The following is a 14208-nucleotide window of genomic DNA, read 5'->3' on the forward strand; positions in this document are numbered from 1 at the left end:
AGGACTACAAGGTGTCTTTGGATCAGGTCGCGACGCTGGCCTCCCCAGCAACCTCCGCCTTCCCCAGCATCCGTTTCATCCGCCACTCGAAAGCGATGGTCAGCGCCACTGCCGCACAGGCCAACCCCAGTGCCAGCCCCCACCACACACCGACCGCGCCGCCACCCAGGGTAAAGGTGAACAGCCAGGCGCAGGGCGCACCCACCAGCCAGTAGCAGGCCAGCCCGATGAGGAAGGTGGTCTTGGCGTCCTTCAGCCCACGGATCGAGCCCATGGCGATGGTCTGCATGCCGTCGAACAGTTCGAACCAGGCCGCGACCATCAGCAGGCTCACCGCGAGCTGGAAGATCGCTGCGAAGGCCGGGTCGTCGCGGTCGATGAACAGTCCCACCAGCGCATCCGGCAGCAGCCAGAACAGCGCGGCGAAGGCGAACATGATCGTCGCCCCGAAGCCGATCCCCACGCGCCCGGCGCTACGTGCAGCCAGCAGGTTGCCAGCGCCGTAGTAGAGCCCCACGCGCATGGTCACCGCATAGGACAACCCGGTCGGCACCATGAACGCGGTGGAGACGATCTGCAAGGCGATCTGGTGCGCGGCGAGTTCCGTGCTGCCGAGCACGCCCATGCACAGGGCGGCGAAGGCGAACAGCCCGACCTCGACCATGTAGGTGCCGCCGATCGGCAGGCCCAGCCGCCACAGCTCGCGCAGTGCCGGCAGCGAAGGCCGCGACAGGCCCCGGCGCAGCGGGTAGGCGTCGTAGGCCTTGTGCCAGCGGATGTACAGGGCCAGGGCAATGGCCATGCCCATCGAAACCAGGGCGGTGACCATGCCGATGCCCATCAGCCCCAGCTTGGGCAGGCCGAACATGCCTTCGATCAGCGCATGGTTGAACAGGTAGTTGAACACCGTGCCCACCAGGCTGATGACCATCACCGGCGTCGAGCGGCCCAGGGCACTGGTGAAGCCACGCAAGGCCATGAACGTCAGGTAGCCGGGCAGGGCCAGGGGCAGCAGGGTGAGGAACTCCATGGCCGAGGTGACGTTCTCCGGCTTCTGCCCGAACAGCAGCAGGACCGGCTCCAGGTTCCACAAGGCCAGCGCGGCCACCAGCGCCAGGCCCCAGGCCAGCCACAGGCCGTTCTGCGCCAGCCGCGTGGCCCCGGGGATGTCGCCGGCGCCCTGGCGGATGGCGACCAGGGTGCCGACCGCGGCGATCACGCCCAGGCAGAAGATCGACACGAACGAATAGCTGGCCGCCCCCAGGCCGCCGCCGGCCAGGGCCTGGGGGCTGATGCGGGCCATCATCAGGGTATCGGTCAGCACCATCAGCATGTGCGCCAACTGCGAGGCGATCAGCGGCCCGGCCAGGCGCAGCAGAGCCTTGAGTTCGGTGGTGGGCGCGACGTGCATGGAGGTGGTCCTTCTTGTTGCAGGGGGAATGAGGCGACGATTCTGAGGCTTCGGTCAACTTTGCACAAAAGGATAAAAGCGATCGTTGGCATGAGTTAAAGTCATGTTCATATGATGCCTGGCAGGCTTGCCAGCCCCCGAAAAAGCAGGTGCGAAATGTCCCGACAGCTACCGCCGCTTTATGCGTTGCGCGCATTCGAAGCCGCCGCCCGGCTGAGCTCCTTCACCCGTGCTGGCGAGGAATTGTCCATCACCCAGAGCGCGGTCAGCCGGCACATCCGCACCCTGGAGGAGCACTTCGCCTGCCGCTTGTTCGTGCGTAGCGGCCGTAGCCTGCAACTGACCGAGGCAGCGCGGATGTTGCTGCCCGGCGTGCGCGACGGTTTCGCTGCGCTGGAGCGGGCCTGCGATACCCTGCGCGGCGAGGATGACATCCTGCGCATGAAGGCCCCCTCGACCTTGACCATGCGCTGGCTGTTGGCGCGCCTGAGCCAGTACCGTCACCTGCAACCAGGCAACGAGGTGCAACTGACCAGTGCCTGGATGGATGTGGACCATGTGGATTTCAACCAGGAACCGTTCGACTGTGCCGTGCTGCTCAGCGACGGTGCATTCCCGGCAGACTGGGAAGTGCGGCGGCTGTTCTCTGAATTGCTGATCCCGGTAGGCGCCCCGGACCTGCTCGACGAGGGCCCCTGGGACGAGCGTCGCCTGGCGGGCATCGAGCTGCTGCACCCGACCCCGGACAAGCGAGACTGGCGCGCCTGGCTGGAGCGCATGGGCCTGCTCGACAAGGTCTCGCTCAAGGGCGGGCAGGTGTTCGACACCCTGGAGCTGGGCATGATCGCGGCGGCCCGTGGCTATGGCATTTCCATGGGGGATTTGCTGATGGTGGCCGAGGACGTGGCCCAAGGGCGGCTCAGCCTGCCTTGGCCGACCGCCGTGCCCAGTGGCATGGACTATTACCTGGTGTGGCCGCGCACGCGCCCTGGGGGAGAGCGGTTGCGGCGATTGAGCCAGTACCTGCAGGAGGAGGCCGATGCCGTGAACCTGCCCGATGTGCGGATCCTGGAGGCGCCGCCGCGAACAAGGGCGTAGAGCCCTGGCATCGGCGGTTCGGCGCCGCGAATGCTCGCTATCGGCTCACAATGCTTCCAGGTTCAACGCCTGGGCACAGGCTTGCAGCGATCGCTGCTCGCTCTGGGCATACAGCGCCAGTTCATCCTGCACCTTCAGCCCCAGCGCCGCCTCGAAGGCATCCCGGTTGGCGTTGCTGCCATATTCGGCCTGGGCATCGTCGCCCAGGTTGGACTGGAAGATCCCGGCCGCGCTGACTGGCAGGAAGTCCTCGTACACCAGCGCTTCATAGTGCACATGGCCTGCGTCGATCAGCCCTTGCAGGGTGGTCGGGCGGCCGGCCTGGTCGCGTGCGGCCAGGCCCTTCTCGGTCGGGAAGTAGCGGAAGTAGGCCAGGCCTTGTTCACGCATCTGCGCCAGGTCATCCGGGAATTCGGCGAAGTGCATCTCGAGCAGGGCCTTGTAGCGTTCGGCATTGGCCTCGGCCGGCGCACCGCCCAGGGCGCTACGGGTGGCATCGAGCAGGCGGTCGTAGAGCTGGCGGCCCTTCGGCGTCAACGCCGCCCCGCGTTGTTCGATCTCGCCGAAACGCGCGGTATGGCTGCCTTGCGCGTCGCTGAAGGCGACCTTTTCCTGCAGGGCCTTGAAGCTGGTCTGGCGCAGCAGGATCGGATGACGGCGGCCAGGTGGGCCTTCGACTACGGCCTTGGGCGGGATGCCCTTGGCCGGCATGCCCAGCTGGATCGCGTCGATGTCCAGGGTGCGCGGGGTCAGGTGGTTGATGTGCGGGCCTTTGAACGCCACCACGTCGGCGATCAGGCGGTGCTGGTCGTGCAGTCGCTGGTACTGCTCGGCTGTCACCGTCGCTTCCTGGTGCCAGCGGAAGGTGTGCAGGGCTTCCTGGACGAAGACCTCGGCATCCGTGGCGTTCAGGCCGCCCTCGCGCTCGTGCTGGGCGATCAGCTCCAGGACGCGCGGCGTGAAGATCCTGCGCTTGGCCAGGATGCCCTGGGCCAGTTCGCGCAACTGCGGGCTGTCGATCAGCTCCAGGCGCAGCAGCGAGGTGAACACGCGGAACGGGCTGACATGCAGCGATCGCTCGTGCACCGCGCGGAACGCGGTGGAATGCACCGGCACGCCGGCCGAGCTGAGGTCGTAGTAGCCGACCGGCTGCATGCCCATGACCGCGAACAGCCGGGCGATGGTCGCCAGCTCCTCGGCGGTGCCGACGCGGATGGCGCCATGGCGTTCCTGGTCGAGGCGCTCGATCTCGCCGGTCCAGCGCAGGGCCTCGGCCACTTGAGGCTGCTGGGTCATGACCTGCTGGTTGATTTCGCTCACCAGCTCCAGCAGCGTGCCATACAGGGGCACTTCCTGTTTGTACATGAGCGACATGGCGGCAGAGAACTGCGCACGGATGCTGTCGGGGCTGACGAAATCGTGGGCGGGCATCGCTAGCTTCCTGAGGGTGGGGAGTACCCTTACATGAAAGCGGGGAATGCACCTTCCTCACAAGCGAAAAAAAGTGCAGCTGTCATTCCTTTTTGGATCGATCCAGCAGCTCCCCCAGCTCATGCAGGCAATTGCTCCTTCACCCACTCCACCAACGCCCGCACCTTCGGCACCTCCGCTGCATGTTCGGCGAACGCCAGGTAGTGCGCGCCCTCGCTTTTCATCGCATGGTTCCAGGCAAGCACCAGGCTGCCCTCGGCCAGCTCCTTCGCCACCAGGTAGCGTGGCACCAAGGCCACCCCGCAGCCTGCCTGCGCCGCGCTCAGCGCCATGTAGAAGGTATCGAACCGTGGCCCGTGGTAGCTGTTGTCGGTGTGCAGCCCCTGCTCCAGGAACCACTCATGCCAGGCCTCCGGTCGCGAGGTGCTCTGCAGCAACACCAACTGCGCCAGCGCACCGGCATTCGCCAGCTCATGCCCCTGCAGCAGCTCTGGCGCGCAGACCGGCACCACTTCCTCGCGGAACAGTTCCATGCAGGTTGCCCCTGGCCAGGTGCCCCGGCCATAGAAGAACACCACGTCGGCCGAGCCCTGGAGCAGGGCGAAGGGTTCCATTTCGTTGCGGATGTCCAAGTGGATGTTCGGGTGGCGTTTGCCGAAGCCCTTGAGGTGCGGAATCAGCCAGCGCACACCGAAACTCGGTTGAGTGGCTACCTTCAATACTTCGGTCTGCTCGCCGTAGGTGAGGACGTAGCGGCTGGACATGTCCACCTGGGTGAGGATCTTGTTGACCTCCGCCAGGTACAGCGAGCCCGCCGGCGTCAGTTGCAAGCGCCGGCGGATGCGCAGGAACAGGTGATGGCGAAGCATCTCTTCGAGCTGCGCCACCTGCTTGCTGACGGCACTCTGGGTCAGGTGCAGTTCCTCGGCGGCGCGGGTGAAGCTCAGGTGTCGAGCAGCAGCCTCGAAGCACTGCAGGGCGGTCATGGAAGGCACCAGGCGTTTGGACATAGCGTTCTCTGCGGCTGAAATCATTACCTGGTGGAATGATATGCGGAATAAAGGTCGTTTGTTGCACCGGTGTGATCGGATTAATACTGATCCACATCATTTTTCCACCCCATCACCCGATGTAGGAGAAGCACAAATGGTTGCTGGATTGCTCGAGCGCCTTGGCGTTGCCGCCGAGGCTTACACCCAGGGCGACTACCCTGTTCACACGCCGATCGACGGCAGCCAGATCGCCTCGGTGAAACTGCTCGGCAAGGCCGAGACCACCGCCCGCATCGACCAGGCGCAGCAGGCCTTCGAAGCCTGGCGCAGCGTACCGGCCCCGCGCCGTGGCGAGCTGGTGCGCCTGTTCGGCGACGTGCTGCGAGAGCACAAGGCCGATCTCGGCGAGCTGGTCTCGATCGAAGCCGGCAAGATCACCCAGGAAGGCCTGGGCGAAGTGCAGGAAATGATCGACATCTGCGACTTCGCCGTTGGCCTGTCTCGCCAGCTCTACGGCCTGACCATCGCCTCCGAGCGCCCTGGCCACCACATGCGTGAAACGTGGCACCCGCTGGGCGTGGTCGGCGTGATCAGCGCCTTCAACTTCCCGGTGGCAGTCTGGGCCTGGAACACCGCCCTGGCCCTGGTGGCGGGTAACTCGGTGGTCTGGAAACCTTCGGAAAAGACCCCACTGACCGCCCTGGCTTGCCAGGCGCTGTTCGAAAAAGCCCTGAAAGCTTTCGGCGATGCCCCAGTTGGCTTGGCACAACTGGTGATCGGCGGCCGTGAAGCCGGTGAAGCCATGGTCGATGACCCGCGCGTGCCGCTGGTCAGCGCCACCGGTAGCACCCGCATGGGCCGTGAAGTGGGCCCACGTGTTGCCGCCCGCTTCGGCCGCAGCATCCTCGAACTGGGCGGCAACAACGCCATGATCCTGGCCCCGAGTGCCGACCTGGACCTGGCCGTGCGCGGCATCCTGTTCTCCGCTGTCGGCACCGCCGGTCAGCGTTGCACTACCCTGCGCCGTCTGATCGTGCACCGTTCGATCAAGGATGAAGTGGTTGCCCGCGTCAAAGCCGCCTACGGCAAGGTGCGCATCGGCGACCCACGCAAGGACAACCTGGTCGGCCCGCTGATCGACAAGCAGTCGTTCGACGCCATGCAGGGCGCGCTGGCCAAGGCCCGCGACGAAGGCGGCCAGGTGTTTGGCGGCGAGCGCCAACTGGTCGACCAGTACCCGAACGCTTACTACGTTTCGCCTGCCATTGCCGAAATGCCTGCGCAGAGCGACGTGGTGCGCCATGAAACTTTCGCACCGATCCTGTACGTGCTGACCTACGACGACTTCGAAGAGGCCCTGCGCCTTAACAACGAAGTGCCACAAGGCCTGTCGTCGTGCATCTTCACCACCGACATCCGCGAAGCCGAGCGCTTCCAGAGCGCGTCGGGCAGCGACTGCGGCATTGCCAACGTCAACATCGGCACCAGCGGCGCCGAGATCGGCGGAGCGTTCGGTGGCGAGAAGGAAACCGGCGGTGGTCGTGAGTCCGGTTCGGATGCCTGGAAAGGCTACATGCGTCGTCAGACCAACACCGTGAACTACTCGCGCGAGCTGCCGCTGGCGCAGGGGATCGTGTTCGATTGATCGGTTGATGCTGCATGGCCGGGGGCACTGCCCCCGGTTCGCGGCAGTGCGGCGAATGGGCCGTACTGCGGCGCCAAACAAGAACAAATTGCTGGAGCCTGGCCATGTCCGAACTGCGTCAAGAATGCCTGTGGGAATCCGTCAGCGAACCGACCGTCGCCGCCCAGGCCCTGGCCGGTGAGCACAAGACCGATGTCTGCGTGATCGGTGGCGGCATCACCGGCCTGTCGGCGGCCATCCACCTGCTCGAACAGGGCAAGTCGGTGATCCTGCTGGAGGCCTGGAAGATCGGCCACGGTGGCTCCGGGCGCAACGTCGGCCTGGTCAACGCCGGTACCTGGATCCGCCCCGACGATGTTGAGGCGACCCTCGGGCAGAAGCAGGGCAGCCGCCTGAACAAGGTGCTCGGCGAGGCGCCGGGAGAAGTGTTCGCCATGATCGAGCGCTTTGGCATCGACTGCCAGGCCCAGCACAAGGGCACCCTGCACATGGCGCATAACGCCACCGGTATCGCCGACCTCGAAGCCCGCCACGCCCAGTGGGCTCGGCGCGGTGCCGATGTCGAGCTGCTGACCGGTGCGCAGTGCCAGGAATATTGCGGTACCGACAAGATTTCCGCCGCGCTGCTCGACCGCCGCGCCGGCACCATCAACCCCATGGGCTACACCCAGGGCCTGGCTGGCGCCGTGGTGCGCCTGGGCGGCCAGTTGTTCCAGCAATCCTCGGTCGAGGGCCTGGAACGCGACGGCGACGCCTGGCGGGTGAAGACCGCGCGTGGTTCGGTGCGCGCCGACAAGGTGGTGATCTCCACCGGGGCCTACACCGAAGGCGAGTGGAGCAACCTGCAGAAGCACTTCTTCCGTGGCTACTACTACCAAGTGGCCTCCAAGCCGCTGCAAGGCGCCGCCGCCGACAAGGTGCTGCCCCATGGCCAAGGCTCCTGGGACACCCGCACGGTGCTCAGCAGCATCCGCCGCGACGACCAGGGCCGCCTGCTGCTCGGCAGCCTGGGGCGGGTCGACAACAAGCCGACCTGGTTCGTGCGCAGTTGGGCCGACCGTATCCAGAGCCATTACTACCCGGAGCTGGGCAAGGTCGAGTGGGAGATGCACTGGACCGGCTGCATCGACTTCACCCCTGACCACCTGATGCGCCTGTTCGAGCCGGCTCCAGGCCTGGTGGCCGTGACTGGCTACAACGGTCGTGGCAATACCACCGGCACGGTGATCGGCCGGGCGTTCGCCGAGTTCCTGCTCAAGGACGACCCCGACAGCCTGCCCATCCCGTTCTCGCCGATGAAACCGGTGAGCGCGCCGTCGCTGCGTACGACCTTCTACGAGACGGGGTTCTCGCTGTATCACGCGGGCCAGTGTTTGCGGGTGGTCTTGTAACCCAAGGCGAAACCGGACCACACGCCATCACTTGTGCAGCCAACTGAGGAATCCACCTTTCTTCACCACCGGTGGCTTCTGCATCAGCAGTGACTCACGGCCCTGGCGGCGAAAGCGTTGCAGCTTGGTCAGGGCTGTCTCCACGTCGCCACGTGTTGCCAGGCAACTGCGCACCTGCTCCTTGTCGATGCGATAAAGCAGGCAACCGGTGAGGGTGCGGAACTCGACGAAAGAGTCGTCCTCGTCGATGAGGCCCTCGATGCCCAGCACCTCGCCGGGCCCCATGCGCCCAGCCTCGATCAGCCGCTCGCCATCGCGGATCGATGCAGCGACCACTCCGCTGCCAATCACCAGCAGGTGGTCGGACTGTTCGCCCACGCCGAGAATCACCTGGTCCGCCAGGTACTCCACGGCGGTCATGCGCTGGCTCAGGGCGTCGCGCTCCTCGCTGGCCAGCGAGCGGAACACCCGCACCTCGTCAAGCAGTTCGCGCTGGCGGCTGCGGGGAGGCACGGTGAGGTCGATGTTCCACACCACCCCGCTTGCTTCCAGGTGACGATGGGCCAGATCGAACAGCTGGTTGCGTACTTCGGTCTTGCGGGCCATGTCGGCAATGAAGCCGCTGGCCTCGTACTCCACCGATTCCAGGGTCGAGGCTTTTACCGTGACCTTGGGCCGGGGCGTGGCGAGCAGCGCGCTGGAGCCCTGCAGCGCCTTCTCCAAGGCATCGAATACCCACTTGGGCCTTACCCTGGCCGGCACTACCACGCTGATCGACACCCCATGCATATCGGCCGGGCGGCTGAAGTTGAGCAACCTGGCTTTGGCCGCTACCGAGTTGGGGATTACCGCCAGGCTGCCGTTGCCGGTAAGCAGGCGGGTAGTGCGCCAGTCGATATCCACCACCTTGCCCTCGGTGCCGTCGATGGAAACCGAGTCGCCGATCTGGTAGGGCCGCGTGGTGTTGAGCACGATGCCGGAGAACACATCCGCCAGGGTGCTCTGCAACGCCAGGCCGATGACGATGGCCATCACGCCGGAGGTTGCCAGCAGGCCCTTGACCGGCAGTTGCATCACATAGGCCGCGGCGGCCACCACTGCCGCGAGAAAGATCAGTGCCCCGAGCACATCCTGCAGCAGCCGCCCACCATGGCTGCCCCGCGCCACCAGCAGCAGGCCGAAGACCACCGTGACCGTGCGCGCACCGAACAACCACCAGGCGATCGCCAGCACCGTGGCCATCAGGTTGCGTGGCACATCGTCCACCCAGGGCGGAGGTTGCAGCGGGCTCATCCCGGCGGCCAGCAGCACCCAGCTGAACAACAGGAAGATCAGCAGCCGCGTGGCGATGCGCCAGGCCCGGCGTTCGAGCGGAATCAGCTGCCACAGCAGCAGGTCGAGCAGGAGCAGGCAAGCGCCGAGCGACAGCGGGGAGGACTGGATGAAGGCCGGCATGGCGGTCTCGGTACGGAGGGGCTCAGAGCTAGTAAAGAGCAGGGTGTTTGCACAATCAACCGAGGACCGAAGCCAACGCAAGGTAATTGTGCGTTTGGAGCGCTGGAGGTGATTCGTTACGCCATATCGCTGATGGCGAACTCTTGCGCCAGGTGATCGAGCAGCGAACGTACAGAAGGCAGCAAGCCCCGTCGCGACGGGAAGATCGCATGGACGATGCCGCAACGCGGATGCCAGCCCGGCAGCATTTCCACCAGCCTCCCGGCCGCCAGGTCCTCGCGCACCGACACCCGTGGCAGATGGACAATGCCCACGCCAGCCAGGACGAAGTGGCGCAGCGTGACCAGGTCGTCTGTGACCACCCGTGGCGTATGCATGATCACCTGCTTGTGCGCCATGTCCTCTCCCTGGTACAGCTCCCAGTGGTACTCCCGCTGCGAGCCGCCCCAGTGCAGGCTGGGCAGTTGTCCCAGCAGCTGAGGGTCGAAGCCCTGCGGCAGTTGTTCCAGGAACGAGGGTCGGCCGACCAGGCACTGGGTGCTGTTGCCCAGTACCTTCATCACCATGTCGGTGTTCTCCAGCGGCGGGAAGCGCACCCGCAGGGCCAGGTCGAAGCCCTCGTGCAGCAGGTCGACCCGGCGGTTGGTGCTTTCGATGAACAGCTCGACGCGGGGGTACTTGAGCATGTAGCGGGTCAGCATCGGCCCGACCCAGGCGTTGAGCAGGGTGGTGGGGCAACTGAGGCGCACCAGCCCTCGTGGCTCGCTGCGGTTGCGTTCGATGATTTCCGCAGCGCCTTCGGCCTCCACCCGCATGGCCAGGCAGCGCTGGTAATAGGCCTGGCCGATCTCGGTCAGCGAGCAGTGCCGACTGGTGCGATGCAGCAGCCGCACGCCGAGGCGTTCCTCGAGCTCGGCGATACGCCGGCTGAGCTTGGACTTGGGCATGTCCAGGGCCCGGCCGGCCGGCGCGAAGCCACCGTGCTCGACTACCTGGGTGAAGTAGTAGAGGGAGTTGAGGTCTTCCATGGAGCGTTCTCGGGACGGGCGCTGGGAGTATTTGCGCAGTCTACCGCAGCGGTGGCGAGGGGGGCGTGCCGGGCTGGCCTCGTGCTGCCGGTGGCGAAGGCGCCTGCTCTGGCGCCGAGGGGGCATTCAAAATCTACGTCTTCTGGCGCTGCGCTTTCGACCAGTGCCCTGCACACTGGGTTGCTCGCAATCATGTGCTGGGTGCGCCAGGATGCTGATAGTTCATTGGAAAACTCGGACATGGACTCGGTCTCCATGCGACCGAACAGGTTCTCCTCCTGAGCATGAAGGTGGGTCATTTTAAAAAGCAGCAAAATATCTTGACTCTTCATGGGCATTTGTCGGATGGCATATTTTTAAAAGTCAAGAAATTTCGAAAAATCATCGATTCCGCATTTGATCCTCAAGTAAATCAAGAGATTAAAATTCGTGCGGTGTTTCGCCTTGCCCGCGAAACACCGCGATCAGCCGATTACTCGAGGTGCTCTTTGAGCGCCTGGGCAGCCTGGGTCATGGCACTGCGTGTCCCCGGCACCTGCCCCAGCACATTGAGCAGGCCGAAGTCATGGATCATGCCGTTGTAGCGCACGGCGGTCACCGGCACCCCGGCGGCATCGAGCTTGCGGGCGTAGGCTTCGCCTTCGTCACGTAGTACGTCCATCTCGGCAGTCTGCACCAGGGCCGGTGGCAGGCCCTCGAGCTGTTCCAGGCTGGCGCGCAGTGGTGACGCATGGATATCGTCGCGCTGCTTCGGATCGGTGGTGTAGTTGTCCCAGAACCACTGCATCATGTTGCGAGTCAGGAAATGGCCTTCGGCGAACTGGTTGTAGGAGCCGTTGTTGAAGTTGGCATCGGTCACCGGCCACAGCAGGGCCTGGAAGCGCAGCTTCGGCGTGCCGGCTTCCTTGGCCTTGAGCGCCACGACTGCGGCCATGTTGCCGCCCACACTGTTGCCCGCCACGGCCAGGCGGCTGCCATCGACACCGATCTGCCGGCCATGTTCGGCAACCCAGCGGGTCGCGGCATAGGCTTGGTTGATCGCCGTGGGGTACTTGGCTTCGGGCGATGGTGTGTAGTCGACGTAGACCGCCGCTGCGCCGGAGCCCACCACCAGGTCATGGATCAGGCGTTCATGGGTGGGGTAGTCGCCCAACACCCAGCCACCGCCGTGGAAGAACATGAACACCGGCAGGTCGCCTTGCGTCCCTTCTGGCCGCACCACGCGGATTTCCAGCGCCTGGCCGTCGGCCTGGATGGTCCGGCGTTCGACGCTGATGCCCGACAGGTCGACCTTGACGCCTGCCTGGGCGTTGCTCAATACGCTGCGCGCGGCTTGTGGGGAAAGGGTTTCGAGCGGTTTGCCGCCACCTGCGGCCAGGGCATCGAGGAAGCCCTGGGTGGTACGTTCCACTCCAGGGCTGCCGGCGGCGAAGGCGCCTGCGCTGGTGCCGAGGGTGAGGGTGGCGATGGCGACTGCTTTGCGAAGGGTGGTCATGATCGTGCTCCGAGTTCGGTGAGGGGGCAGCGGCTGCTTGCTGCTTGAGCGCTATATTGCGCAATAATATTTAGTGCGCAAAATATATTTCAGCTATGGAGACGATTGAACCGGTGCATTGGCCCGCAAGGGCCGCTCAGGAGCCGGGACGATATTGCAGGGCTTCGGCCAGATGCTGGCGGGCGATAGCCTCGGCCTGTTCCAGGTCGGCGAGGGTACGTGCCACCTTGAGCAGACGGTGGGCGGCGCGCAGGGACAGGTTCAGGCGCTCGCAGGCGTTTTCCAGCCAGGCCTGGTCGGCGCTCTCCAGGCGGCAATGGCGGTGCAGCCCATTGAGCGTGAGGAAGGCATTGGCACAGCCCTGGCGACGCTGTTGCCGTTCACGGGCCTCGGCCACCTGCCGGGCGACCGTGGCGCTGGATTCGCCACTGGGCTGGTTGGTCAGCACGGTGCTTTCCCGGGCCACGGTCAGGTGCAGGTCGATGCGGTCGAGCAGCGGGCCGGACAGCTTGTTGCGGTAGCGCTGGATCTGTTCGGTGCTGCAGCGGCAGCGACCGCTGGGGTCGCCCAGGTAGCCGCAGGGGCAGGGGTTCATGGCGGCCACCAACTGGAAGCGCGCGGGGAAGCGTACCTTGTCCTTGGCCCGCGCCACCACGATTTCGCCAGACTCCAAAGGCTCGCGAAGCACTTCCAGCACACGTCGTTCGAACTCCGGGAGCTCGTCCAGAAACAGCACGCCATGATGCGCCAGGGTGATCTCCCCGGGCTGCGGCCGGCTGCCGCCACCCACCAGGGCCGGCCCGGAGGCGGAATGATGGGGATGGCGAAAGGGCCGCTGTGGCCAGCTGTCCAGGGGCGTATGCCCAGTGACCGACTGGATGGCCGCGACCTCCAGCGCCTCGCGCTCGTCCAGCGGTGGCAACAACCCTGGCAGGCGGCTGGCGAGCAAGGTCTTGCCGGTGCCGGGAGGCCCGGTGAACAGCAGGTTGTGGGCACCGGCCGCTGCCACCAGCAGGGCGCGCTTGGCCGCCACCTGCCCCTGCACCTCGCTGAGGTCAGGGTAGGGCCGGCTGTGCAGCAGCAGGCCATTGGCGGCGTAGGGTGGCAGTGGCACCTGCCCATTGAGATGGGCCACCAGCTCCAGCAGATGGCCCACCGCGTAGACCACCAGCCCGCTCGCCAGGCTCGCCTCCTCGGCGTTCTCCCGTGGCACCACCAGCGCCCGCCCGGCCTCCCTGGCCGCCAAGGCTGCAGGCAACACGCCCTGCACCGGGCGCAGGCTACCGGAGAGTGCCAGTTCGCCGAGGCATTCGATCTCGCTCAAGGTCGCCGCCGGCACCTGGCCGTTGGCGGCGAGGATGCCCAGAGCGATGGCCAGGTCGTAGCGGCCGCCGTCCTTGGGCAGGTCGGCGGGGGCGAGGTTCTGGGTGATGCGCCGGGCTGGGTAGTCCAGGCCGGAATTGACGATGGCGCTGCGTACCCGGTCCTTGCTTTCCTTGACGGTGGTTTCGGGCAGGCCGACCAGGGTCAGTGTGGGCAGGCCGTTGGCCAGGTGGGTTTCGACGCTGACAGCCGGCGCCAGCACTCCGACCTGGGCGCGGCTGTGGACGAGGGCGAGGGACATGGACACTCCGTGGTCGCTTGTGGAAAAGCCGCTTCCTGCGGTCACGGAAGAATAGTGAGCGATGGTGAGGGGCACTGGGAAAGAGTGCATCCGGATTTTACTGCGGATGCCTGGGGACTGGGTCTTGGGATTGCCCCAATGCTGGTCAGCCAGGGCTTTCAGCTGTCATTTGGGGCTGCAGAGCAGCCCCATGCTCAAGGTGTCAGGGCTTGGCGCCCAGGATGATGTGCGAGGCCTTGATCAACGCCGTGGCCGCCACGCCCGGCGTCAGGCCCAGCTCCTGCACCGCTTCGCGGGTGACGATGGCAGACACCTCGGTACCGCCTGCCAACTGCAGCACCACCTCGGCGTTCACCGCACCGTCGCCGACCCGCACCACCTTGCCTTGCAGGGCGTTGCGCGCCGACAGCCTGTAGCCGTCGGCATCGGTCATCAGCACCACCCAGGGCGCCTTGACCAGGGCCACGGCCTGCTTGCCGACGTTGATGTTCAGGTTGTGCAGGCTGGCCATGGTGACCACCGCCACCAGTTTCTCGCCGCCGCCCAGGGTCAGTTCGACCTCGGCGTTGACCGCGCCAGGCTGGACGTTGCTGACGGTACCTTCGAAGACATTGCGGGCACTGACTTTCATGGGAGCC

11 protein-coding genes and 1 pseudogene are annotated in these 14208 nt (G+C 65.5%); 3 read left to right on the forward strand and 9 right to left on the reverse strand.

The window, feature by feature from the left end; genetic code table 11:
* Positions 1 to 22: 22 nt before the first annotated feature.
* Positions 23 to 1411 carry a NorM family multidrug efflux MATE transporter gene (locus ABFA30_RS05135; RefSeq protein WP_225786736.1) on the reverse strand — a complete coding sequence of 463 codons (1389 nt, stop codon included), beginning with the start codon at positions 1409 to 1411 and terminating at the stop codon, positions 23 to 25.
* A gap of 156 nt (positions 1412 to 1567) precedes the next feature.
* On the opposite strand from ABFA30_RS05135, the gene ABFA30_RS05140 reads away from it, so the two are divergent.
* A complete protein-coding gene (locus ABFA30_RS05140) occupies positions 1568 to 2509 on the forward strand; it encodes a LysR substrate-binding domain-containing protein (protein ID WP_253101290.1) in 942 nt (313 codons plus the stop codon).
* Positions 2510 to 2554: 45 nt separating this feature from the next.
* Here the strand turns inward: ABFA30_RS05140 and ABFA30_RS05145 are convergent, their stop codons facing one another.
* Positions 2555 to 3940, reverse strand: a complete 1386-nt coding sequence (locus ABFA30_RS05145; protein WP_225786734.1) for a VOC family protein — start codon at positions 3938 to 3940, stop codon at positions 2555 to 2557.
* 119 nt (positions 3941 to 4059) lie between these two features.
* Complete coding sequence (locus tag ABFA30_RS05150) at positions 4060 to 4950, reverse strand: LysR family transcriptional regulator (RefSeq protein ID WP_253080639.1); 891 nt, start codon at positions 4948 to 4950, stop codon at positions 4060 to 4062.
* Between the two features lie 136 nt (positions 4951 to 5086).
* On the opposite strand from ABFA30_RS05150, the gene ABFA30_RS05155 reads away from it, so the two are divergent.
* Entirely contained in the window at positions 5087 to 6577 is a 1491-nt protein-coding gene (locus ABFA30_RS05155; protein ID WP_317235043.1) for an aldehyde dehydrogenase family protein, read from the forward strand.
* A 104-nt stretch (positions 6578 to 6681) separates the two neighbouring features.
* Positions 6682 to 7968, forward strand: a complete 1287-nt coding sequence (locus ABFA30_RS05160; protein ID WP_225786732.1) for an NAD(P)/FAD-dependent oxidoreductase — start codon at positions 6682 to 6684, stop codon at positions 7966 to 7968.
* Positions 7969 to 7995: 27 nt separating this feature from the next.
* Here ABFA30_RS05160 and ABFA30_RS05165 read toward each other — a convergent pair whose 3' ends face one another.
* The 6 genes and pseudogenes from ABFA30_RS05165 to ABFA30_RS05190 form a co-directional block, all read right to left on the reverse strand.
* A complete protein-coding gene (locus ABFA30_RS05165; protein WP_410045199.1) occupies positions 7996 to 9423 on the reverse strand; it encodes a mechanosensitive ion channel domain-containing protein in 1428 nt (475 codons plus the stop codon).
* A gap of 116 nt (positions 9424 to 9539) precedes the next feature.
* Complete coding sequence (locus ABFA30_RS05170) at positions 9540 to 10451, reverse strand: LysR substrate-binding domain-containing protein (RefSeq protein ID WP_410045200.1); 912 nt, start codon at positions 10449 to 10451, stop codon at positions 9540 to 9542.
* 232 nt (positions 10452 to 10683) lie between these two features.
* Positions 10684 to 10783: pseudogene (locus ABFA30_RS05175) on the reverse strand (MarR family transcriptional regulator); the annotation flags it as partial.
* Positions 10784 to 10923: 140 nt separating this feature from the next.
* Positions 10924 to 11946, reverse strand: coding sequence for an alpha/beta hydrolase (locus tag ABFA30_RS05180; protein WP_253080637.1), 1023 nt, complete (start codon positions 11944 to 11946; stop codon positions 10924 to 10926).
* Between the two features lie 136 nt (positions 11947 to 12082).
* A complete protein-coding gene (locus tag ABFA30_RS05185) occupies positions 12083 to 13570 on the reverse strand; it encodes a YifB family Mg chelatase-like AAA ATPase (protein ID WP_225786729.1) in 1488 nt (495 codons plus the stop codon).
* A 202-nt stretch (positions 13571 to 13772) separates the two neighbouring features.
* A complete protein-coding gene (locus ABFA30_RS05190) occupies positions 13773 to 14201 on the reverse strand; it encodes a molybdopterin-binding protein (protein ID WP_225786728.1) in 429 nt (142 codons plus the stop codon).
* Positions 14202 to 14208: the final 7 nt, after the last annotated feature.

This window comes from Pseudomonas sp. HLMP (assembly GCF_046365545.1).
Classification (GTDB): Bacteria; Pseudomonadota; Gammaproteobacteria; order Pseudomonadales; family Pseudomonadaceae; genus Aquipseudomonas; species Aquipseudomonas guariconensis_B.